Origin of the sequence: Serratia sp. 2880STDY5682894, from assembly GCF_001537385.1 — a bacterium.
In the GTDB taxonomy this organism is placed as follows: domain Bacteria; phylum Pseudomonadota; class Gammaproteobacteria; order Enterobacterales; family Enterobacteriaceae; genus Serratia; species Serratia nevei.
In genome coordinates, this window is the sequence record NZ_FCJA01000019.1 from 13,069 (window position 1) to 35,915 (window position 22,847).

General features: G+C 61.3%; 16 protein-coding genes. 8 read left to right on the forward strand and 8 right to left on the reverse strand.

Going from position 1 to position 22,847, the window contains the following annotated elements:
- Positions 1–6 precede the first annotated feature (6 nt).
- On the reverse strand, positions 7–897 hold the full coding sequence (gene ilvY / locus AWX27_RS24090) for an HTH-type transcriptional activator IlvY (protein ID WP_060425405.1): 891 nt from the start codon (positions 895–897) through the stop codon (positions 7–9).
- Between the two features lie 168 nt (positions 898–1,065).
- Here ilvY and ilvC point away from each other — a divergent pair, with 168 nt between their 5' ends.
- Entirely contained in the window at positions 1,066–2,541 is a 1,476-nt protein-coding gene (ilvC, locus tag AWX27_RS24095) for a ketol-acid reductoisomerase (RefSeq protein ID WP_038874693.1), read from the forward strand.
- A 48-nt stretch (positions 2,542–2,589) separates the two neighbouring features.
- On the opposite strand, the gene AWX27_RS24100 is transcribed toward ilvC, so the two are convergent.
- On the reverse strand, positions 2,590–3,291 hold the full coding sequence (locus AWX27_RS24100) for a LuxR family transcriptional regulator (RefSeq protein WP_060425385.1): 702 nt from the start codon (positions 3,289–3,291) through the stop codon (positions 2,590–2,592).
- A 243-nt stretch (positions 3,292–3,534) separates the two neighbouring features.
- The gene (locus AWX27_RS24105) at positions 3,535–4,467 is read right to left on the reverse strand and encodes a 2-dehydro-3-deoxygluconokinase (RefSeq protein ID WP_060425387.1); all 933 of its coding nucleotides are present in this window, start codon (positions 4,465–4,467) and stop codon (positions 3,535–3,537) included.
- A gap of 238 nt (positions 4,468–4,705) precedes the next feature.
- Here AWX27_RS24105 and pdeH point away from each other — a divergent pair, with 238 nt between their 5' ends.
- Entirely contained in the window at positions 4,706–5,497 is a 792-nt protein-coding gene (pdeH, locus tag AWX27_RS24110) for a cyclic-guanylate-specific phosphodiesterase (protein ID WP_060425390.1), read from the forward strand.
- A gap of 90 nt (positions 5,498–5,587) precedes the next feature.
- Positions 5,588–7,627, forward strand: coding sequence for an AsmA family protein (locus AWX27_RS24115; protein ID WP_060425392.1), 2,040 nt, complete (start codon positions 5,588–5,590; stop codon positions 7,625–7,627).
- Here AWX27_RS24115 and AWX27_RS24120 read toward each other — a convergent pair whose 3' ends face one another.
- The 3 genes from AWX27_RS24120 to yhjD all read right to left on the reverse strand — a co-directional run bounded on the left by AWX27_RS24120 (position 7,628) and on the right by yhjD (position 11,167).
- Positions 7,628–8,395: a CDP-diacylglycerol diphosphatase gene (locus tag AWX27_RS24120; protein WP_060425394.1), complete on the reverse strand. Its 768-nt coding sequence runs from the start codon at positions 8,393–8,395 to the stop codon at positions 7,628–7,630.
- 101 nt (positions 8,396–8,496) lie between these two features.
- Complete coding sequence (locus AWX27_RS24125; RefSeq protein WP_038874673.1) at positions 8,497–9,819, reverse strand: MFS transporter; 1,323 nt, start codon at positions 9,817–9,819, stop codon at positions 8,497–8,499.
- Positions 9,820–10,147: 328 nt separating this feature from the next.
- Entirely contained in the window at positions 10,148–11,167 is a 1,020-nt protein-coding gene (gene yhjD / locus AWX27_RS24130; RefSeq protein ID WP_060425396.1) for an inner membrane protein YhjD, read from the reverse strand.
- Between the two features lie 342 nt (positions 11,168–11,509).
- Between yhjD and AWX27_RS24135 the strand changes: the two genes are divergently transcribed.
- The gene (locus tag AWX27_RS24135; RefSeq protein ID WP_038874666.1) at positions 11,510–12,376 is read left to right on the forward strand and encodes a crotonase/enoyl-CoA hydratase family protein; all 867 of its coding nucleotides are present in this window, start codon (positions 11,510–11,512) and stop codon (positions 12,374–12,376) included.
- A 16-nt stretch (positions 12,377–12,392) separates the two neighbouring features.
- Here the strand turns inward: AWX27_RS24135 and pdeR are convergent, their stop codons facing one another.
- Positions 12,393–14,387: a cyclic di-GMP phosphodiesterase gene (pdeR, locus tag AWX27_RS24140; RefSeq protein ID WP_060425399.1), complete on the reverse strand. Its 1,995-nt coding sequence runs from the start codon at positions 14,385–14,387 to the stop codon at positions 12,393–12,395.
- Positions 14,388–14,922: 535 nt separating this feature from the next.
- Between pdeR and spy the strand changes: the two genes are divergently transcribed.
- On the forward strand, positions 14,923–15,411 hold the full coding sequence (gene spy, locus AWX27_RS24145; RefSeq protein ID WP_038874659.1) for an ATP-independent periplasmic protein-refolding chaperone Spy: 489 nt from the start codon (positions 14,923–14,925) through the stop codon (positions 15,409–15,411).
- 92 nt (positions 15,412–15,503) lie between these two features.
- Here the strand turns inward: spy and AWX27_RS24150 are convergent, their stop codons facing one another.
- The gene (locus AWX27_RS24150; RefSeq protein ID WP_060425401.1) at positions 15,504–16,721 is read right to left on the reverse strand and encodes a Tm-1-like ATP-binding domain-containing protein; all 1,218 of its coding nucleotides are present in this window, start codon (positions 16,719–16,721) and stop codon (positions 15,504–15,506) included.
- Between the two features lie 250 nt (positions 16,722–16,971).
- Here AWX27_RS24150 and AWX27_RS24155 point away from each other — a divergent pair, with 250 nt between their 5' ends.
- The 3 genes from AWX27_RS24155 to AWX27_RS24165 all read left to right on the forward strand — a co-directional run.
- The gene (locus tag AWX27_RS24155) at positions 16,972–17,625 is read left to right on the forward strand and encodes a TetR/AcrR family transcriptional regulator (RefSeq protein WP_038874652.1); all 654 of its coding nucleotides are present in this window, start codon (positions 16,972–16,974) and stop codon (positions 17,623–17,625) included.
- 478 nt (positions 17,626–18,103) lie between these two features.
- Positions 18,104–21,127, forward strand: coding sequence for an autotransporter serine protease (locus tag AWX27_RS24160; protein ID WP_060425403.1), 3,024 nt, complete (start codon positions 18,104–18,106; stop codon positions 21,125–21,127).
- A gap of 117 nt (positions 21,128–21,244) precedes the next feature.
- Positions 21,245–22,847: S8 family serine peptidase (locus tag AWX27_RS24165; protein WP_231734704.1), on the forward strand; the 1,603-nt coding region annotated here is incomplete at its 3' end.

Here is a 22,847-nt window from a genome sequence, read left to right on the forward strand (position 1 = left end):
CTCGCGTCAGCGGGGATGCAGCAAGCGCCAAAAGGCGTCGATCAGCGGATCGCTGAGGTGCTTTTTCTGGACGCAGACCCCCAGCTCGAACGGTTCGACCATCGAGATGTTATCCAGCTGCGAGATGCGGTTGCGTACCGGCTCCGGGCTGTTGTCCACCACCACGCTCGGGATCAGCGCGATGCCGCAGCCCAACGCGACCATCGACACGATGGCTTCGTGGCCGCCGACGGTGGCGTAAATCAGCGGATTGCTGATGCGGTGGCGGCGGAACCACAGTTCGATGCGTTTTCGCGACGGGCCGTGCTCCGGCAGGATGAACGGGATCTCGGCCCAGTCGGGCCTGTCGGCGAATGCCTGGCTGCGCACCGCACAGGGCAGCGCCGGTGCGATCAGCACCAGCGGAATTTCGCCGATTTTGGTGAACGCCACGCTGGCGGGCAGCGTTTCCGGCCGGCCGGCGATGCCGAGATCGGCCTCGTTGGATTGCACTTTGTCGACCGCGTCGGCGGCGTCGCCGGTGGTCAGCTTAATCTCGACCAGCGGGTGCTGCGCGCGGAAGCGATCGAGGATCGGCGGCAGGTGGCTGTACGCCGCGGTCACCGAGCAGAACAGCCGCAGTTCGCCGCTCAGCGAAGGGCCGTGCTGGCCGAGCGAGTGCTTCAGCTGCTGATACTGCAGCAGCGTTTGCTGGGCGAATTCTTTCAGCTGTTCGCCGGCGTCGGTCAGCTGCACGGTGCGGTTGTCGCGCAGGAACAGCGGCTGCCCGAGGATCTCTTCCAGCCGCTGGATCTGGCGGGAGAGCGTCGATGGGCTGACGTGCATCGCCTTGGCGGTGCGCCCGAAGTGATGGCTTTCGGCCAAATGCAGGAACAGCTTTAAATCACGTAAATCCATATCGATACGCTCGCAGTGAGAGTGTTGCATAAATTGCAATATCACGTTCTCAATATATCAATTTAAGCAACGCATTTCCTGTTATACATTGAGTTTAACGAATCTCCGCACAGACAGGGCGGGGAATGAAAATAACAATGCAAGACAACATCAAACCGGAGTACCACCATGGCTAACTATTTCAACACATTGAACCTGCGTCAGCAGTTGGCGCAATTGGGTAAATGCCGCTTTATGGCGCGCGACGAATTTGCTGACGAAGCCGGCTACCTGAAAGGTAAAAAAGTGGTGATTGTCGGCTGTGGCGCCCAGGGGCTGAACCAGGGGCTGAACATGCGCGACTCCGGCCTGGACGTCGCCTATGCCCTGCGCAAAGAAGCGATCGACGAGAAGCGCGCTTCCTGGCGCAAGGCGACCGAAAACGGCTTTAAGGTCGGCACCTACGAAGACCTGATCCCGCAGGCGGATCTGGTGGTCAACCTGACGCCGGACAAGCAGCACTCTTCCGTGGTGCGCGCGGTGCAGCCGCTGATGAAAGACGGCGCGGCGCTGGGTTACTCCCACGGCTTCAACATCGTTGAAGTGGGTGAGCAGGTGCGTAAAGACATCACCGTGGTGATGGTCGCGCCGAAATGCCCGGGCACCGAAGTGCGTGAAGAGTACAAGCGCGGCTTCGGCGTGCCGACTCTGATTGCGGTTCACCCGGAAAACGATCCGAAAGGCGAAGGCATGGCGATCGCCAAGGCCTGGGCGGCGGCGACCGGCGGCCACCGCGCCGGCGTGTTGGAGTCCTCCTTCGTCGCCGAAGTGAAATCCGACCTGATGGGCGAGCAGACCATTCTGTGCGGCATGCTGCAGGCGGGTTCGCTGCTGTGCTTCGACAAGCTGGTTGCTGAGGGCACCGATCCGGCTTACGCCGAGAAACTGATTCAGTTCGGCTGGGAAACCATCACCGAAGCGCTGAAACAGGGCGGCATCACGCTGATGATGGATCGCCTGTCCAATCCGGCCAAGCTGCGTGCCTATGCGCTGTCTGAACAGCTGAAAACCATCATGGCGCCGCTGTTCCAGAAGCACATGGACGACATCATCTCCGGCGCTTTCTCCAGCGGCATGATGGCCGACTGGGCGGAAGACGACGTGAAATTGCTGACCTGGCGCGAAGAGACCGGCAAAACCGCGTTCGAGAATGCGCCGCAGTTTGAAGGCAAAATCAGCGAGCAAGAGTACTTCGATCACGGCGTGCTGATGGTGGCGATGGTGAAAGCGGGCGTTGAGCTGGCGTTCGAAACCATGGTCGATGCCGGCATCATCGAAGAGTCGGCTTACTACGAGTCGCTGCATGAGCTGCCGCTGATCGCCAACACCATTGCGCGCAAACGTCTGTATGAAATGAACGTGGTTATCTCCGATACCGCAGAGTACGGCAACTACCTGTTCGCCAACGCGGCGGTGCCGCTGCTGAAGGACTTCATGACCACCCTGCAGGCGGGCGATTTGGGCAAAGCCGCGGCGGGTACGGCGGTGGACAACGCGCAGCTGCGCGACGTGAACGAAGCGGTGCGCAGCCACCCAATCGAAACCGTCGGTCGCAAACTGCGTGGCTACATGACCGACATGAAACGTATCGCCGTTGCGGGCTGATTTTCCGCAAGGTAAAGAACACAAAGCCGGCTGTGATGCCGGCTTTTTTTATGCCTCCGGCGGCGCGAGCAGCTGCCGTTCAAGGCAGCGCCGGATCGCGTGTTTGGCGTTGGCGACCCCCAGCTTACGCACCGCATTGCCGATGTGAAACTTCACCGTGCCGGTTTTGATCCCCAGGATCAGCGCGATCTCATGGTAGGTTTTGCCCTGGCTGGCCCAGTAGAGGATTTCCCCTTCGCGCGGCGAGAGCCGGTCTGTCCGGCTCGCCTCGGCGCTGGCCAAGGCCAGAGCGTGCTGGTGGGTATCGACCAATACCATCTGCAGGCTGGCCCTCTCGTCTTCCATCAGCTGCCGCAGATCGGCGTCATCGGCTGCCGTGGCGCTGATCGACAAGATCGCCAGGTTGTTGTCGTGATCGTGCAAAACAAAGCTGCAGCCGTGCACGATGTCGTATTCCCGCGCCTGGCTGAAGATCTTCCGGTAATGCCGATCCTCGGTGGTGACGGGGGTGTCGTGCCACATGAAGGGCGCGCAGCGACTATGGGCGGCGCGCACGACGGGATCGATGCGCTGATAGCGATTGGCGCTGTAGATGTCCAGCCATTCTTGCGGGTAGCTCGAGACCAGCAGATGGCGATCGGGACGGTGTTTGTTGAAGGTCAAATAAGCGTATTTGAATTGGCTGAAGGCGTGCAGTCGGCCGTCAAGATGCAGTCCTGCGGCGACGGCGTTGGCGAATGCGACGGCCATCGGTAACCTCCCTGTCGTTCGGCAGCTCAGCCCGACCTGCACCAAAGTCCAGCTAGTCAGTGCGGCGGATTGAAATTTATACTCGGCTAATAAATTCAAAAAGGCGGTAATGCCAAGACCCGAGCTTAGCAGCTCTGGGCGGAAATAAGCCAACGCCAGGGAAATTCTTTCAATCATCCTCTGATCAATGTTTCTGGGAACTATTGCGCGGGCGGCGGGGTAACCTCGCCGCCGCCTTATTGGCTATGCGGGCATTGCCGTTGCGGGAATGATGGCGCCGCGATGTTGGATCACCGTCGCGGCAAGCCGGTGGCCGCGCTGCGCCGCCTGCTGGGCGCTGCCGCCGCTCAGGCGTTCCGCCAGATAACCGGCGCTGAAAGCGTCGCCCGCCGCGGTGGTATCCACTACGCACTCCGGCGGCAGCGCAATCGCCGGTACCTCAAGTCGCTCTCCCTCCACGCCGAACACCAGACAGGCATCCGCGCCGCGTTTGATAACGATCTCGCCGACGCCGAGCGCCTGCGTGCGTGCCACCACCTGTTCAACCGGCTGCGTGCCCCACAGCAACGCTTCGTCATCCAGCGTCAGGAAGGCAATGTCGGTGCAGGCCAGCACCTCGCGGTAGGCCCGCTGTGTTTCTTCACGGCTTTGCCACAGGCGCGGGCGGTAGTTGTTGTCGAAGATAACCTGGCCGCCGTTGGCGCGGCAGCGGTGCAGCAGCGCCAGCAGCTTCGTGCGGTCGGCAGGCGCGAGGATCGCAAGGCTAATGCCGCTGAGATACAGATAATCGAACTGCGCCAACTGGGCGCACAGTACCTCGGCCTGGGGGCCCGCAAGCCAATACCGGGCGGCGGCGTCGTTGCGCCAGTAGTAGAAGGTGCGTTCGCCGGCGGCGTCGGTTTCGATCACGTACAGGCCCGGCAGTTTGTTTTCCAACTGCTGAATCAGCCCGGTCTCGATCTTCTCCTGCCGCCAGGCCTGCAGCATCTCGCCGCTGAAGCTGTCGGTGCCGAGCGCGGTGACGTAATGCACCTGCAGCGCCTGTTCCGGCATTTGGCGGGCGAGGTAGACGGCGGTGTTGAGGGTATCGCCGCCAAAGCCGCGCGTCAGCTGCGCGCCCTGCTGCGACAGCTCGATCATGCATTCGCCGATCACGGCGAGATTTCGGATAGTCATCGTCAATAAGCCCTGGCTAAAGAAGAAGCAACAGCCATCAGTCTCCACGCAAGGCGGTGAGGGAGTCAATAAATTAAAACAGTGTTTTAATTTTTTATGATCGCGATCGGCCCATGCCAACAGGGCGAAGAGGAAAGCGCGCGGCAATTCATGCTTAAAGTTTTACGCGGTGCGGCCGATAAGCTGGGTAAAGAAACAGCGGCAGCGCTCTCACTTCCCCGCCACGGCGATAGTACCGATGATAACCAACCTGATCTCGGGTCTGCTGGCGCCCTGTTTTGCCCTCTATGCCTGCGCCAAATCGCGGCGCTACTGGCGGCAATGCCGGCGCTTGTATACCTTCCAGCCGATTTATCGCACCAGCGGCGCGCTGCTGGCGGTGGAACTGCTGACGGCGGTATATCACCCGAATGAGCCGGACAAACGGCAATCCCCGGAACAGTATTTCGCCTCGCTCGGCGTCGCCCAGCGTTTACGGGTGATCCAGGAACAGCTGGCGCTGTTGCAGCGCTGGCAGGCATTGTTCATTCGCCACGCGGTGATGGTGTCGGTCAATATCGACGGCATCGCGCTGCAAGCGTTGCAGCGCCATAGCGAGCTGCAACGCCAGATCGCCGAGATGCCCTATCTGCGCTTCGAGCTGGTGGAGCACGCCGAAACGGCGTCAAACCACCCGTTGCAGCAGATCGTCGGCGGCGAACGGCTGTGGCTGGACGATTTCGGCAGCGGGCTGGCCAACTTCTCCGCCGTCGGCGCCTGGCGCTATCAATACATCAAGGTGGCGCGCGAGTTGTTCACCTTGCTCAAACAGTCGGAAGAGGGCGTACAGCTGCTCGGCACCCTGATCACGATGATGAACCAGCACAGCGACGGGGTGATCGTCGAAGGCGTGGAAACCGAGCAGGAGTGGCGGCTGGTGCAGCGTTCCGGCGCGTTGGCCGCGCAGGGCTACTATCTTTCCCGCCCGGCGTGCTTTGAAACTCTGCACAGCGTACCGACGCTGTTCGCCGCGCCCGGCGCGCCGGCGTGAACTCCAGCCTATCCTCAGCTAGGCTTAAACGGGGCTGCTCATTCTTTTTCCTTTCATTCGGCAGCCCGGTTTATGTGCTGAGGGAGCCCTATGACAAGAACAGGAAAGGTTTTCAGCTGGCTGGGCGGCATTGTGCTGCTGGCGATCGTCGCGCTGGCGATCTTCATCGCTACCTTCGACTGGAATCGACTCAAACCCACCATCAACGACAAAGTGTCGGCCGAACTGCGGCGGCCGTTCGCCATCCGCGGCGATTTGGGCGTCGACTGGTCGCGTAACCGGGATGAGGGCGGCTGGCGCGCCTGGGTGCCCTGGCCGCATATTCACGCCGAAGACGTGTGGCTGGGCAACCCGAAAAACATGCCCGGCGACAGCATGGTGACGCTGCAGCGCGTCGACGCCAGCATCGCGCCGCTGGCGCTGCTGAGGAAAGAACTGCTGATCCCGCGCATCTGGCTCAAGCAGCCGAATGCGTCCTTGGAACGCCTGGCCAACGGCGACAACAACTGGACGTTTGATCTGGCCGCTGGCCAGGATCCGCAGCAACCGCCTTCCGCCTGGTCGTTCACCGTTCACGACATCGTGTTCGATAAGGGACAGATCGCCTTTAAAGACGCCACCCTGAAGGCGGATTTCCGCGCCGTCATCGATCCGCTCGGTAAACCGCTGCCGTTCAGTGAAGTGACCGGCAAGCAGAGCGGCGGCAAGGCCGCTACCCCCGACTACGTTTTCGGTTGGCAGGTCAAGGGCAAATATAACGGCGAACCGCTGAGCGGCAGCGGCAAGATCGGCGGCATGCTGTCACTGCAGAGCGCCGATCTGCCGTTCCCGCTGCAGGCCGACGTGCGTTCCGGCAGCACCCGGGTTGCGGTGGCGGGCACCTTGTCCGATCCGCTGAACCTCGGCGGCCTGGACGTGCAGCTGAAATTTTCCGGCGAAAGCCTGGGTGACCTCTATGGCCTGACCGGCGTGCTGCTGCCGAACACGCCGCCGTATGCGACCGATGGCCATCTGATAGCCCGCCTGCATCAGCCGGGCGGCGCCGTGTTCGAATATCAGAAGTTCGACGGCAAAATCGGCGACAGCGACATTCACGGCGACTTGAAATACGTTGCCGGTAAGCCGCGGCCGACGCTGAGCGGCGCGGTGAGCTCCCGGCAGCTGAGGTTGGCGGATCTGGCGCCGTTGATCGGCGCGGATTCCAACGCTGCCAAAGCCGGGCGCGGCGAGAAGAGCCGCCAACCGGCGGATAAGGTGCTGCCGGTCGCGCAGTTCGATACGCAAAGCTGGCGCAAGATGGATGCGGACGTGAAGTTTGCCGCCGCGCGCATCGAACGCGGCAGCGATTTACCGCTGAGCGATCTGGCCACGCACCTGAAGCTGAACAATGGCGAGTTGCGTCTGGATCCGCTGCGCTTCGGCATGGCGGGCGGTAGCCTGAACGCCGTGGTGCGCCTCGACGGCGGCAAAAAGCCGATGCGCGGGCAGGTGGATATGCATGCGCGCAAACTCCAGCTCAAACAGCTGTTGCCGAACGTGGCGGCGATGAAGCGCAGCCTCGGGCAGATGAACGGCGACGCCAGGCTGACGGGCAGCGGCAATTCGGTGGCCGAGCTGCTGGCGACCAGCAACGGCGACCTGCGCCTGTTGATCAATAACGGGGTGATCAGCCGTAGCCTGATGGAGATCCTCGGCCTGAACGTCGGCAACTATCTGGTGGCGCAGCTGTTCGGCGACGACGTGGTGGGCATCAACTGCGCGGCGGCGGACGTCGGCATCCGCAGCGGCGTCGCCGCGCCGCGGCTGTTCGTGTTCGACACCGAGAACGCGGTGATCAACATCACCGGCAACACCAACCTCGCCACCGAACGGCTGGATTTGTCCATCGATCCGGAAAGCAAGGGGATGCGCGTGCTGACCCTGCGCTCGCCGCTGTACGTGAAAGGCACCTTCAAGCACCCCGACGCCGGGGTGAAAGCCGGGCCGCTGATCGCGCGCGGCGCGGCGGCGGTGGCGTTGGGGGCGGTGCTGACGCCGGCGGCGGCGCTGCTGGCGCTGGTCTCGCCCAGTGAAGGCGGCGAGGAGAACCAGTGCGGGCAGATCCTGCGGGAGATGAAAGGCAAAAAGTAATCAGGCGCGCGGCGGTGGCGTAAGCAGGCGGCAGTCGTGATCCTGGATCTCTTCCGCCGAGGCCAGGGTGAACGGCAGCAGGCTGCGCTCGGTCGCCAGCAGCAGGAAATCGCCGTCCGGCAGCGCGGTCATCGCCAGGCCGAAGCTGCCCATGCGCCCGTCGGCGCGCGGCAGGCCGGAGGCCAACAGACGGAAGGCGCCCTGTTGCTCCAGCTCGGCGGGGGTCACCCGTCGCCCCAGATAGTCATGCCCCAACAGGCCGCCGGGCAGCGGTTGCCATTGCTCGATAAAATCGGGGCCGATCTGCGCCAGCCGCTGTTTTACCGCCGGCAACAGGCAGGAGATATGAATATGCAGCTGGTTTTGCGTGCGGCCATATTCCGAGTTGATCGCCAGTGAAATATCGCCGTCGTCGATCGGTTTGCCATAGCGTTCCGCCATCACGTGGCGCGCGCGCCAGGCCTGGGCGAAGAAATTCGGCGTGGCGGCGTCCAGCACCGCCGGGCTTTCTATCCCGGTGATTTTGGCGCTGGGCATCAGCAGGTATTGCAGCGGCCCGTTGCGATCTTTAAACACCACGAAGCCGGCCGGCACATCCACCTGCGCGCAGGGCGCCGGGTTGTCATGCGCCTGCTGATTGGGCAGACATTGCTGGCTGACGATGCGCCACAGCGCATCGGGATGGTCGGGCTTCAACCCGTAATAGAGCGCGATGGCGAGAGCCGCCAGCAGCGCAACGCAGACAAATACCCCACGACGCAGAGACATCGGCCAATCCTGTTACCGAGAGAAACGTCCAGCATAGCCCGGTTTTATGACAGGAAACGAACAACGCGTGCGGCCCCCCGCAGTGAGGGGGCCGTAGGGGATCACAGCGACTGGTGGCGGGTTTCTTTCATCAGCAGCAGGGCCAACAGCGTCAGCCCGGCCATCGCCGCCAGGTACATGCCGACGTAGAACAGCCCGTAGTGGGCCGCCAGCCAGGTGGCGATATAAGGCGCCACGGACGCGCCGAGAATAGACGCGACGTTGTAGGAGAACGATGCGCCGGTATAGCGCACTTCGGTCGGGAACAGCTCCGGCAGCAGCGCGCCCATGGGGCCAAAGGTCAGCCCCATGATGCTCAGGCCGCACAGCAGGAAGCCCATCACCAGCGCCTGGTTACCGGAACCCAGCAGGGTCGGGAACAGGAACGCGAAGCCGATCATCAGCAGGGTAATGGCGATCATGGTCTTGCGGCGGCCGAACGCGTCCGCCAGCAGGCCGGCGATCGGTACCATCACGCCGAAACCGATTACCGCCACCATCAGCATCCACAGGAAGCTGTTGCGGGAGTAGCCGAGCCCCAACGGCTGCGGCGTGGTGCCGTAGGTCATCGAATACACCGTCATCAGATAAAACAGCGTGTAGGTCGCCAGCATGATGAAAGTGCCGAGGATGGTCGCTTTCAGATGCTTGCTCAGCAGCGTGCCGAGTGGCACTTTCACCTGTTTGCCGGCTTTGGCCACTTTGGCGAACACCGGCGTTTCATGCAGCGACACCCGAACGTACAGGCCAATCAGCACCAGCGCGGCGGAGAGGATGAACGGCACGCGCCAGCCCCATTCCATAAACTGCTGGTCGCTCAGCAGCCAGGAGAGCAGCAGGAAGGTGCCGTTGGCGAAGAAGAAGCCGATCGGCGCGCCCAACTGGGGGAAGGAGCCGTACAGCGCGCGCTTTTTGGCCGGCGCGTTCTCCGTCGCCAGCAGGGCGGCGCCGCCCCATTCGCCGCCCAGTCCCAGGCCCTGCCCGAAGCGCGCCAGCGCCAGCAGGATAGGGGCGAAGATGCCGATGGTTTCATAGCTCGGCAGCAGGCCGATCAGCACGGTGGAAATCCCCATGGTCAGCAGCGAGGCGACCAGCGTGACCTTGCGCCCCACGCGATCGCCGAAGTGCCCGAACAGCGCAGAGCCGATAGGGCGCGCGACAAAGGCGACGGCGAAGGTGGCCAGCGACTGCAGCGTTGCGGTGGTCGGGTCGCCCTGTGGGAAGAAGATATGTGGAAACACGATCACCGCGGCGGTGGCGTAGATGTAGAAGTCGAAGAACTCGATGGCGGTACCGACCAGCGAGGCGACGATGACTTTCCCGCGGGAGTTCACCGGTGTGGACGCGTCGTCGGCGTCGAGTGGGGGTGCGATGGTGGCTTGCATAATATTTCTTATTGTTGGAAGGGGTAAAAATCCATCTTAGTGACAGCATTCGGCCTTTTCAACGCGGGAACTTTGGGCAATGGCCCCGCTAACCGGTTAAAAAGACTAATGTTTTATCTGGCTTGTTTTCTGCAGCGTTAAACGTTGAGAAAGGGCTTTCGTGCAGAGGGAATGGCTGTAAAAGCGGCAAAGAAAAGTGAGAGAGCAGTTTGTTATGCTGGTTTTTCGGATCGCGCGCCGCGTTATTTAGACGTATTGACTGGTTTTCTGGCTGATATCCAGAGGAAAGTGCCGGTGTGTGCGATAACACCGGCACGATCGCATGGCTTCAGCGCGCCGGAGGTTCGCGTTCCGGCAACGCTTTGTCGCCTTTGTAGTCGGCGGTGGCGATCCAGGCGGCGCAAAACAGCGTCAAACGAGCGAAGAAGTAGAAGAACGCCATCAGCCCGATCACCGATCCGAAGGCCGCGCCGGAAGGCGACTTCGCCACCTGCGGCAGCGTCATGGTCATCACGAACTTGATCACCTCAAAGCCGATGGCGGCGAGCAAGGTGCCGCGCAGCAGCGCTTTTTTCTTCGGTTTGTGGCGCGGCAGCATCCAGAAAATCCACAGGAACAGCAGATAGTTGGCGAAGATCGAGATCGACAGCGCGATCAGCGTCAGCGCCGGCCGCAGCCATTCGATGCCGTCCAGCCCCAGCGCATTGACGATCGCCGCCTGCGCCGACCCGGCGACCGAAGTCAGCGACAGCGTAATGATCAGCGCGACCACCAGGCCGGTCAGCGAGATGAAGTCGCGGGTGTATTTGAAGTAGATTTTCTCCTGATCCTGCGGATTGCGCTCCCAGACATCGCGCGACTGCGCGCGGATCGCCTCGCGCAGGTTGCCCATCCAGCTGATGCCGGAATAGAGCGCCAGCGCCAGGCCGGTCAATCCCACGGTGGTGCGCTGCTGAATGGCGGTGTTGACGGTGTTCTTCAGCGTGCTGGCCAGCGTCGGATCGCTGATGCTGCCGACGATGCGGTTGATCAAGCGGGCCAGCAGATCCGGGTTGGAGGCCAGCACGAAGCCGGCGGCGGCAAACGACACCATCAGGATCGGGATCAGCGAGAGGAATGAAAAATAGGTAATAGCGGCGCCGAACTGGCTACCCAGCCGATCGTTAAAGCGTTCGGCGGCGCGCAGCAGGTGCGCCACGCTTGGCCAGGCTTTGATGCGTTCAATCAGACGTGAAAAACCACCGATGCGGCGGTCGAGGGTCTCATGGCCGGTCTTGATGGCGATAAGCGGCTTCGGCGGCGTGTCTTGTGCGGGCTGGTGGCGTTCCTGGTCTGGTCCTGTAGGCATTACTTCACGATTTCCTTAACGTTAAACGGCATGTTTCAGCGTTGATTATAGCCAAAGCCCCGCAGCGTTTTGAACGCCGGGGTGGCAAACGGTCATTTTCCGAGCTTAGCGCGTTAGCGCCCGGCATGAAATGCCGGGGAGGGGTCGATAGGTAAAATTCCTATGAAAACCCCGTGGCGCCTCGGTTTTTTTCACTTCCCTACCTCCAATTTTTATCTGTTTCGTCGGCGAGAAAGCGTTTACTCATGATGTGGCGTCGCGCTTTTGCCGCCCACCGCTCCGCTGCAGCCGTAGGGGCTGGAACGGTCTCATCCGTCATCAACAGAAAAACTGGAAGGTCTTATGAAATTGCTTAATCACCCCACCTGTCGTCCGTTTACCGAAGCGGGCAATCTGTCGCAGCTGTCCGCCTACTATGAAGAGGGGCGGCACATCATGTGGATGCTGCTGCGCGCCGCGCCGCGCCCCTGCTTCAACCAGGCGCTGATCGAAGACATCATGACGCTGGCGCAGGCGGCGAAGGAGTCTTCGCTGCGGTTCGATTTCTGGGTCACCGGCTCGCTGGTGCCGAACATGTTCAACGTCGGCGGCGATCTGCAGTTCTTCGCCGAAGCGATCAAAAACCGCAAGCGCGAGGCGATGATGGCCTACGCGCGCGCCTGCATCGACTGCGTACATGCGGCGGCGCGCGGTTTCGACACCGGCGCGGTCAGCATTGCGATGGTCGAAGGCAGCGCGCTGGGCGGCGGTTTTGAAGCGGCGCTGGCGCACCATTTCGTGCTGGCGCAGAACAACGCGCGCATGGGGTTTCCGGAGATCGCGTTCAACCTGTTTCCCGGTATGGGCGGTTACTCGCTGGTGGCGCGCAAGGCTGGCATGCGCTTGGCCGAGGAGCTGATTTGGGGCGGCGAGTCGCACACCGCAGAGTGGTTCGAGAGCCGCGGGCTGGTAGACCAGCTGTTCCAGCCCGGCGACGCCTACATGGCGACGCGCACCTTTATCGATACCATACGGCCGAAGCTCAACGGCATGCGCGCCATGCTGCGGGCGCGTCAGCGCGTGTTGCAGCTGACGCGTTCCGAGCTGATGGACATTACTGAAGACTGGGTGCACTCGGCCTTTACCATTGAGGAAAAAGACCGCGCCTACATCGAGCGGCTGGTGATGTTGCAGGATCGCCATACCCTGAACCTGCGTCGTGCCGGCTAACGTTAACGCGCCCGCCTCACGCGGAGGGTGAGTGCGGGCGGTAGGACTGCAGCCAATGCTCCAGCTGTTCCGGGAGCATTGGCCGCGCAAACAGAAAGCCCTGTTTTTCGTCCACGCCGACCTCGTCGAGGAAGTGGTTTTCGCTCTCGGTCTCCACCCCTTCGGCGATCACCCGGAACGCCAACGCCTCTGCCGCCGCAACGATCGCGCGCACCAACGATTGCGATACCGGGTTGAAATTCACCCCGCGCACGAAGCTTTTATCCAGCTTGATGGCGTCCAGCGGAATACGCGCCAGCTGCGCCAGCGACGAATAGCCGGTGCCGAAGTCGTCGAGATGCACCTGCGCGCCCAGTTCGCGCAACCGGGTGATCAGCGCGCGAGCGCGGTTCTCGTCTTCAATCAGGCTGCTTTCGGTCAACTCGAAGTCCAACAGACAAGGGGCCATGCGGTGACGGCGCAGCACCCCGAGCAGGTCGTTGACGATGCTGTCGTCGGCCAGCTGCCGGGCGGAGAGGTTGACCGCCACCCGCAGATTCAATCCCTGCTCTTGCCACTGCGCCGCCTGGCCGGCGGCGGTCTGCAATACCCATTGCCCCAGTGGGCCGATCAGGCCGGACTCCTCGGCGTAGGAGATGAACTGCAGCGGCGGGATCAGGCCGCGCTCCGGCGAATCCCAGCGCACCAGCGCTTCCACGCTGTGCACTTCACCGCTGCGCGCGTCGATTTTCGGCTGGTAATACAGCACCAGCTGATTTTGCTCCAGGCCTTTGCGCAGATTGGTGTCCAGCCACATGTATTCGGCGACGCGCTTGTTCATCTCCGGCGAGAAGACGGTATAGGTGCGTTTGCCGTGCTCCTTGGCGACGTACATGGCGGTATCGGCGCTGCGGATCAGGCTGTCGAGATCGTTGCCGTGCTCCGGGCACAGCGCGATGCCGATCGAACAGCCGGTATACACCTCAATCAGGCCGATGCGGAAAGGGGTTTTCAGCCTGTCGATGATGCGCTGCGCCAGCGTTTGCAGGCGCTCGCGATCGGTTTGCGGCGCCAGCACCAAGAATTCGTCGCCGCCGAGGCGGGCGAGCACCTGGTCCGGGCTCAGGCAGCCGAGGATCGCCAGCGCGACCTCGACCAGCAGCCGATCGCCGAACATATGGCCGTAGGCGTCGTTGACCTTCTTGAAGTTGTCGAGATCGAGGTAGACCAGGCCGAAACTCTCTTCGCCGCGCGTGGCGATGGCGTGATTGATTTTGTCCTGGATCGCGTTACGGTTCGGTAGGCCGGTGATGAGATCGGTGTTGGCCAGCACCCGCAGCCGCTCCTGCGCACGGCGTTCTTCGGTGATGTCGGTACCGGAGCAGATAAGATACACCTCGTTCTTGCCGCTGCCGCTGTGCACGAACTTATTGCGGAACAGGAACAGCCGTTCGCCCTTGACCGTTTTTACCCAGCGTTCCACCTCATAGGACGAACCGTTGCGGAAGAAGCCGGCGATGTTGCGCCGCGAAGCGGCGGCTTCTTCCGGGCTCATAAACAGCTGGAAAACGTTTTTGCCGATCACTTCATGTTCGCGCAGCCCGGTGTACTCCTCGCTCAGCCGGTTGAAGCGTTGGATGCGGCCGTGCTGATCGACGATCACGATCACCGAGTTGGCTTCGGACACCACCTGCTCGGCGAAGGAGAGGCCGTGCACCAGATCGCGCGCCACGGATTGGGTGTCGCTGAAGGCGGAAGCGGTGCCCGCCCATTCGAGATTATTGACGCGGCGCCCCACCAGATGCAGATGCAGCGGTTCTCCGGCGAGCGTAATGGTCAGTTCAAGGCTGGCGGTGACGCCGGTCAGACGGCGGATTTTCGCCGCTTCCATGGCGCTGAGCGCCACCGCGACGTGGGCTTTGCCCTTAACGGCGGACAGCTCCAGGGCATTGCTGTCAAACGCCAGCCGCCAGTGGGGGCTTTGGGTGCCGAAGTGGGCGTTAAGAAGCTCAGGGCCTTGGTCTGCGGGCATGATGATTCCTCAAAAGAGCACGGGCGGCCGGTCAGCACAGCTCCGGGGCAGCCTGTTGGCCCGAAAGTGGTCGCCGTGCGCATCTGTGCATCATATAACAGGTTTTCACAGGCGAGGCGGGTGATGGAAACTATTATATAAGCAATGATTAGTTTTGCGGTGTAAACGTCACCCGGCGGCCGGTTGTCTTAAAGTGTAGGAGAACATCGGATCCTGTGATGTTTGTACCGACCTCCCCGCTATCGGAAAACGGTTGATGCAAGGTTGCCGTGGAGGCGAGTAAATTATAGCGGTGAGGGGAAAGCGGAAAAATAACTCCACCGGGGGGATTTTTACCGGGAAATTAAAATTTCCATCAAATAAACGCCATCTTCATAGTTTTCTCATAATTGGTGAATAAATCCGAGACGGGTTTTAAAAAGTTTACACACCCTCGCATTACTTGAATTTTATCAGCCTATTATTATCTCCGACGACGAATGAGCCTGTTAACGTACAGCGCTCCTGATGAAGAAAAACTTTTAAGGAAATGATTATGCGTAAATTGACGGCTTTATTTATTGCTTCCACGCTGGCTCTGGGTTCTGCTTCTGCGGCGTTCGCTGCAGACACGACGGCACCGGCACCGGATGCGGCGCCGATGAAAATGATGCATCACAAGGGTGAAGGCAAAGGCGGCCCGTTCGCCGGGCTGAACCTGACCGAACAGCAGCGCCAGCAGATGCGCGACATCATGAAAGAGTCGCACCAGAAGCGCGGGCCGGGCATGAAAGAGGAACGCCAGGCGCTGCATAATCTGGTGGCTTCCGACAGCTTTGACGAAGCGAAGGCGAAAGCGCAAATTGACGCGATGGGCAAAGCGCAATCCGAACGCATGCTGGAACGCGCCAAAGCGGAAAATAAAATGTATAACCTGCTGACTCCTGAGCAGAAAAAACAATACAATGAGAATTATCAGAAACGCGAGCAAAAGATGATGGACCATATGAATAAAATGAAGGAGCAGATGTCCTCCGGTCAGTAATATCCGCTCGCGGTGAATAAAAAAGGGCCAGACTATTTGTCTGGCCTTTTTTATTTGGCGTTATCACCGGCAGGTTCTGCAGTGAGTGATAATCATTCCCCGCCGACAATGTGCCGGAACTGTTCGGCAACGGCCTGTGCAAAGCGCGGGTCGTTAATATGATAAGGCGTTTTTATCAGCCGGCGTTTGTCGGTGGCGTATACCGTCTCCTCCAGCGCTTGCGTAAAGGCGGCCAGCGCCGCCGGATCCCAGAACGGTTGCCCCGGCGCATCCAGAGCCGATACGCCGCCTGCCGGGATCACGAAGCGCACTTCGCCCGTACAGGCATTGATTTTTTCGCCCATCCAACGTCCGATTAACGCGCTTTCCCGCGCGCTGGTGCGCACCAGCGTCACTTGCGGATTGTGATGGTGGCGCAGGCGGTTGGCGTAGCGAGCCGGCACCGTATTCGGCGCGCCGAAGTTGATCATGTCGATCGCGCCGCAGGAGAGCACGCAAGGGATGCCGGTACGCGCGATGGCCCCGAAACGATCTGCATTGCAGGGTAGCACACCGCCAAACAGGTAATCGGCCACTTCGGTGGTGGTCAAGTCGATGGCGCCGCGCAGTTGGCGGCTATCGATCAGTTTTTCCAGCGCTCTGCCGCCGCTGCCGGTGGCGTGAAACGTCAGGCAATCCCATTGCGGCTCAAGGTCGGCAACCAGCGCCTGAATGCAGGGCGTGGTGACGCCAAACATCGTCAGGCCAATCGCGGGCTTGTCGTCGGGATAGTCGACGGCGGCGAAGCGTACGGCCCCGGCTATCTGGCGCGCCGCGTTGCCGAGCACCCGTCGCGAGATGCGGTTCAGACCGGCGAGATCGGTGACCGAATACAGCATGTTGATGTCACTGGCGCCGACATAGGCGGAAACGTCACCCGCCGCCATGCTTGAGACCATTATTTTCGGCAGGCCGATCGGCAGCTGCTGCATGGCCGGCGTGATGATGGCGGTGCCACCGGAGCCCCCCAGGCCAAGCAGGGCGGCAATATCGCGGCGCGTCAGGATAAAGCGTTCGAAAGCGGTCGCCATGGCGGCGATCGCCTGGCCGCGGCTGGCGCAGAAGACCGCGCCGGCGCCTGCCGGATGGTGGCGGGCAACGTCCTCTGGGCTGATATCGGCGGGGGAATCAAACGGCAGGCTACGGGTGGAGAGATCGACGGTTCGCGTAGGTAAATTCAGGGCAGCGATCAGCCGCCGTACGTACTCCAACTCTTGTCCTTTGGTATCTGCTGTGGTAGCAATATAGACAAAATTTGAAGTATCAATCATGGGGTTTTCCCGAGTGTTTCTAGTTTTTATTTATAAATTATGATGTTATATTTTTATTGGAACCCTGGTGCTGGCTATTAAGTTAAAGTAATTAATGTATTTATATAATGAGACGGCCGTATCATTTTTGCAAGGGTTAGGCGATGCAAAATGGGACTTCTGTCTCATTTTTGAGCTTTTCAACGTGGCCGGCGCTTTGCCGGCAACCGGCCAACAGAGGCATCGTCCCCGGTTGTGCTAGCGTGTGCAGATGCATGAGGTTTATGTGCCGATAGATGCTTTTCCCGTCCCTCTCGATCCTTCTCTGACCTCCGCCCGGGCAAAAACCTACCGTTTGTTGCTGGCCAGCGCGATGGCGCTGTATGACGAAGGCGCGTTTCCTTCGATCACCGAACTGGCGGCGCATGCACAGGTATCGCGTGCGACGGCCTACCGTTACTTTCCGACCCAAAGTGCGCTGATTAGCGCCGTGGTGGCGGAAAGCCTGGGCCCAATCCTGGAATGGCGCCCGCAAGACGATGATGCTTTGAAGCGTATTCAGCAATTGCTGAGCTTCGCCTATCCTCAGATGGAGCGGCATGAGGGGGCGTTGCGCGCGGCGTTGCAGCTCTCTTTACAGCAGTGGGCGAACGCGACGCCGGGCGAAAAATTCGTGCGCGGCAACCGCAAGCGTCTGCTGGCGCTGGCGGTAGAGCCGTTGCAGGGCAAACTGCCGTCGGACTCTCTGCAGAGAGTGATTCATGCTTTCTCGCTGATTTACGGCTCGGAAGTATTTCTGGTGTTGAAAGATATCTGGGGCCTGGAGCTGGATAATATTCAGGACGTCACGCAATGGATGGCCAAAGCCATCCTTCGTCAGGCGGAAGAAGACGCGATGAACAGCAAAAAAACATCAGCAGGATAATCCAATTTTTGCCGATGGCTGAGTGAAAATCCAGCATAATTCACTGAGTGAATATTGGCAAAATTTATAATTAAAAGTGATAAAAGACGCCTGTTAATCACTTTTCAGGCGTTCTGCCTCTTTGTTATTTACTGAATTATATTCTTATTTATCATAGTCATAATATTGTTTCTCTCACCTCATGCCGCGACTTCGGCGTTGGGAGATGTCATTGCCATTTCTTATCCTCCTTCGCCTGATTCACCCCTGAAACTTTCTCTCCTCCCTCCTGACTGCCGGATGACACATTAAGCGCACTTGAGATTGTTGTGCTTTATTTATTTGGTGTTACCAAACTGTTACACAAAAAATCTTATAAAACATTTGCAAACAACAACGGACGGTATCTGGGATGGAGAAGAAACTTAGAGGAGTCAAATCCGCTCGGGCGGCCTTCGGCTGGCCTGAAATCGGAGTTCATCGCGCACAATGGAGCGCGATGCTGATCTGCCTGACGGCGATCGGCGGGGCGCAGGCTGCCACCTATATAGAGAACGGCAAAGCGGGCGATCCGGCCAGCTGGCGCAGCAGTGAGTTCAACGCGGAATGGGGGCTGGGGGCGATCCACGCCGACCAGGCCTACGCCGCCGGTTATACCGGCAAAGGCATCAAACTCGGCATTTTCGATCAGCCGGTTTACGCCAAACATCCCGAATTTGCCGGTGAGAATAAGGTGATCAATTTGGTTACCGAAGGCATCCGCGAATACACCGACCCCTATATTCCGGTGAAAAAAGGCGACGCTTTCCGCTATGACGGCACGCCGAGCGTGGATTCCGATGGCACGCTCGGTTCGCACGGCACCCACGTGGGCGGCATCGCCGCCGGCAGCCGCGACGGCGGCGCCATGCACGGCGTGGCGTTCAACGCGCAGATCATCAGCGCGGAAAACGGCGATCCCGGCCCGGAGGACGGCATCATCCTCGGCAACGACGGCGCGGTGTACCAGGCCGGTTGGGAGGCGCTGGTGGCCAGCGGCGCGCGCATCATCAACAACAGCTGGGGCATCGGCATTACCGAAAAGTTTGATGAGGGTGGTTATGACCCGGCTTATCCGCATTTCACAGTAAACGATGCGCAAAAGCAGTTCGATCAGATCAAACAGATCCTTGGCACCAAGCCCGGCGGCGCCTATCAGGGCGCGATCGACGCGGCGCGCAGCGGCGTGGTCACCATCTTCGCCGCCGGTAACGACGGCAATCTGAATAACCCCGATGCCATGGCCGGTCTGGCCTATTTCGTGCCGGAGATTGCACCGAACTGGCTGTCGGTCGCCAGCTTGCAGGATCCCACCAATACCGGCGATTACAGCATCAGCACCTTCTCTTCTCGCTGCGGTTATACCGCCAGCTTCTGCGTCTCGGCACCGGGAACCCGGGTATATAGCTCGGTGATTGAAGGCACCAGCGTAGAGAATCTGACGACCGGTTACGCCAAATACAGCGGCACCTCGATGGCGGCGCCGCACGTGGCCGGCAGCGTTGCAGTGCTGATGGAGCGTTTCCCGTATCTGAATGGCGCGCAGGTGGCGGAAGTGCTGAAAACCACCGCTACCGACATGGGTGCGCCGGGCATCGACGCGCTCTACGGCTGGGGGATGATCAACCTGGGCAAAGCCATCAACGGCCCGGGCATGTTGGTGACCGCCGAGGATATTCCCGAAGAATTCCGTATTCCGGATCCGACGGGCGTGGCTTACGGCCCGACCCAGTTCGTGGTGGATCTGCCGGGCGTCGGCGCGGTGCTGGACAAGGGTAAACCGACCGAGCGCGTCTGCAGCAGCGATCTTTGCGGCCTGGACTTCTGGAGCAACGACATCTCCGGCCACGGCGGCCTGACCAAGCAGGGCATCGGCACGCTGGTGCTGACGGGTAACAACACCTATGCCGGCCCGACGCTGGTCAATCAGGGGCGGCTGGCAGTCAACGGCTCGGTCACCTCGGCCGTCAGCGTGCAGAACGGCGGCATCGTCGGCGGCAGCGGCACGGTCGGTTCGCTGACCGCCCGTCAGGGCGGCACCGTGGCGCCGGGTAACTCGATCGGCACCCTGAACGTGGCGGGCAACGTCAGCTTCGAGCCGGGTTCGCGCTACGCGGTGGAAGTGGGGCCGAACGGCCAGAGCGATCGGATCCAGAGCAGCGGATCGGCGACGATCGGCGGCGGCGAGGTGGCGGTGACGCTGGAGAACAGCCCCAACCTGCTGACGCAAAGCGAGGTGCGCAGCCTGCTGGGCCAGCAGTACAACATTTTGAGCGCGCAGCAGGGGGTGAGCGGGCAGTTTGACGCGGTGGCGCCGAACTACCTGTTCCTCGGCACCGGGCTGAGCTACCAGCCGACCGGGGTGACGCTGAGCGTCGGGCGCAACGGCACGAGCTTCGCCAGCGTGGCGCAGACGCCGAACGAGCGGGCGGTGGCGGCGGCGGCGGATGCGCTGGCGGCGGGCAATCCGGTGTACGAGAGCCTGCTCGGCAGCGGCACGGCGGGCGAAGCGCGGCAGGCGTTCCGTCAGCTGTCGGGGCAAATCCATGCGGATATCGCGTCGGCGCTGGTGAACGACAGCCGCTACCTGCGTGAGGCGCTGAACGGGCGTCTGCGTCAGGCGGAAGGGCTGGCGAGCTCGTCGGCCATCAAGGCGGACGAGGGTGGTGCCTGGGCGCAGCTGCTGGGGGCGTGGGACCACGCGTCGGGCGACGCCAACGCCACGGGTTATCAGGCCTCGACCTACGGGGTGCTGGTGGGGCTGGACTCGGCGGCGGCGGACGACTGGCGGTTGGGGGTAGCGACCGGCTACACCCGCACCTCGCTGCACGGCGGGTACGGGTCGAAGGCGGACAGCGACAACTACCACCTGGCGGCGTACGGCGACAAGCAGTTCGGGGCGCTGGCGCTGCGCGGCGGGGCGGGCTACACCTGGCACCGCATCGATACCAAGCGGTCGGTGAACTACGGGATGCAGTCGGACCGCGACACGGCGAAGTACAGCGCGCGCACCGAGCAGCTGTTCGCGGAAGCGGGTTACAGCGTGCAGGGTGAGTGGCTGAACCTGGAGCCGTTCGTGAACCTGGCGTACGTGAACTTCGAGAACAACGGCATCGCGGAAAGCGGCGGCGCGGCGGCCTTGCGCGGGGATAAACAGCACACGGATGCGACGGTGTCGACGCTGGGTCTGCGTGCGGACACCGAATGGCAGGTTAGCCCGGGCACGACGGTGGCGCTGCGCAGCGAGCTGGGGTGGCAACACCAGTACGGCGGGCTGGAGCGAGGCACCGGGCTGCGGTTCAACGGCGGCAACGCGCCGTTCGTGGTGGACAGCGTGCCGGTCTCGCGCGATGGCATGGTGCTGAAGGCGGGGGCGGAAGTGGCGGTGAACGAGAACGCCACGCTGTCGCTGGGCTACGGCGGGCTGCTGTCGCAGCACCACCAGGACAACAGCGTCAACGCCGGTTTCACCTGGCGCTTCTAAGCAACATCGACTTAATCCTTGTAGGGAACCGTCTGCGGGCGGTTCCTTTTTCACATCCTGCTAATGAGAACCCGGCGCACCTGGGGCGTCGGCCAATAACAAGCAAAAGGTAAGGAAATGACAACAACAATGGGTTTTGATAGCAAAGGAAACGTTCGTCGCTCGCCGTGGCGGCTGAACGCGCTGGTCTGCTGCATGGCGCTGGCGGGGTATGCGCAGGCGGCACCGCACGAGGTGAACGGCCAAGCCGGCGATCCGGCCAGCTGGCGCAGCGCCGAATTCAACGCCAACTGGGGGCTGGGGGCGATCCATGCCGATGAGGCCTACGCCGCCGGTTATACCGGCAAAGGGCAGAAGGTGGGCATTTTCGATACCCCGGTCAACCGCCATCCCGAGTTCGCCGGCGACGGCAAACTGATCAACGTGGTCACCGAAGGCTATCGCGCCTACACCGATCCGCACCGGCCGGGCATTAACGCCGGCGACCGCTTTTACTTCGACGGCACCTTCCACTTCTACAGCGGCTCACAGGGCATGCTGAGCAATCACGGGGTGCACGTCGCGGGCATCAGCGCCGCCAACCGCGATGGCGTCGGCATGCATGGCGTGGCCTTCGATTCGCAGGTGATCAGCGTCGATAACGACAACGACGGCCCGGCCTACGGCGAATTTCTCGGCCTGGACGGCGCCGTCACCAATGCCGGCTGGCAGGCGATGATCAACAGCGGTGCGCGGGTGATCAACAACAGCTGGGGCGTCAGTATTCCCGACTTTCTGTCCGACGGCGGCCGCGATCCTAACGCGCTGCACTTTGAGCTGAAGGATGCGCAGGAACAATTCGATCAGGTCAAACCGCTGCTCGGCAGCCTGGCCGGCGCAGGCTATCAGGGCGCCATCGACGCGGCGCGCAAAAACATTCTGGTGCTGTTCGCCGCCGGCAACGACGGCAACTACAACCAACCGGATGTGATCAGCGGGCTGGCCTATTTCGTGCCGGACATCGCGCCGAACTGGCTGTCGGTCGCCAGCGTGGCGCAGGATACGGCATCGACCAACAGCGTGCCTTACACCATCAGCAGCTTCTCTTCCCGCTGCGGCTATACCGCCAGCTTCTGCGTCTCGTCGCCGGGCAGCAAAATCTACAGCACCGTGGCCAACGGTTCCGATCCGGCCAACCTGGTGTCGGACTACGGCAATAAAAACGGCACCTCGATGGCGACGCCGCACGTCACCGGCGCGGTGGCGGTGTTGCTGCAGCGCTTCCCGTACATGACCTCGGCGCAGATTGCCGACGTGCTGAAAACCACCGCCACCGACATGGGCGCGCCGGGCATCGATGCACTCTACGGCTGGGGGATGATCAACCTGGGCAAGGCCATCAACGGCCCGGGTATGTTCTATACCGTCGAGGATATTCCCGCGGAGTTCCGCATCCCGGATCCGACGGGCGTGGCCTATGGCCCGACCCAGTTTGTCGCCAATATTCCGGGGAGGGGCGCCGAGGTGGATGCCGGTACGTTGCACGCCAGGAAATGTGATGACTTCCACTGTGGATGGGAAATCTACTCCAACAACATTTCCGGCCACGGCGGCCTGACCAAAGAGGGCGCGGGAATCCTGGAGCTGACCGGCACCAACACCTATGCCGGCCCGACGCTGGTCAATCAGGGGCGGCTGGCAGTCAACGGCTCGGTCACCTCGGCCGTCAGCGTGCAGAACG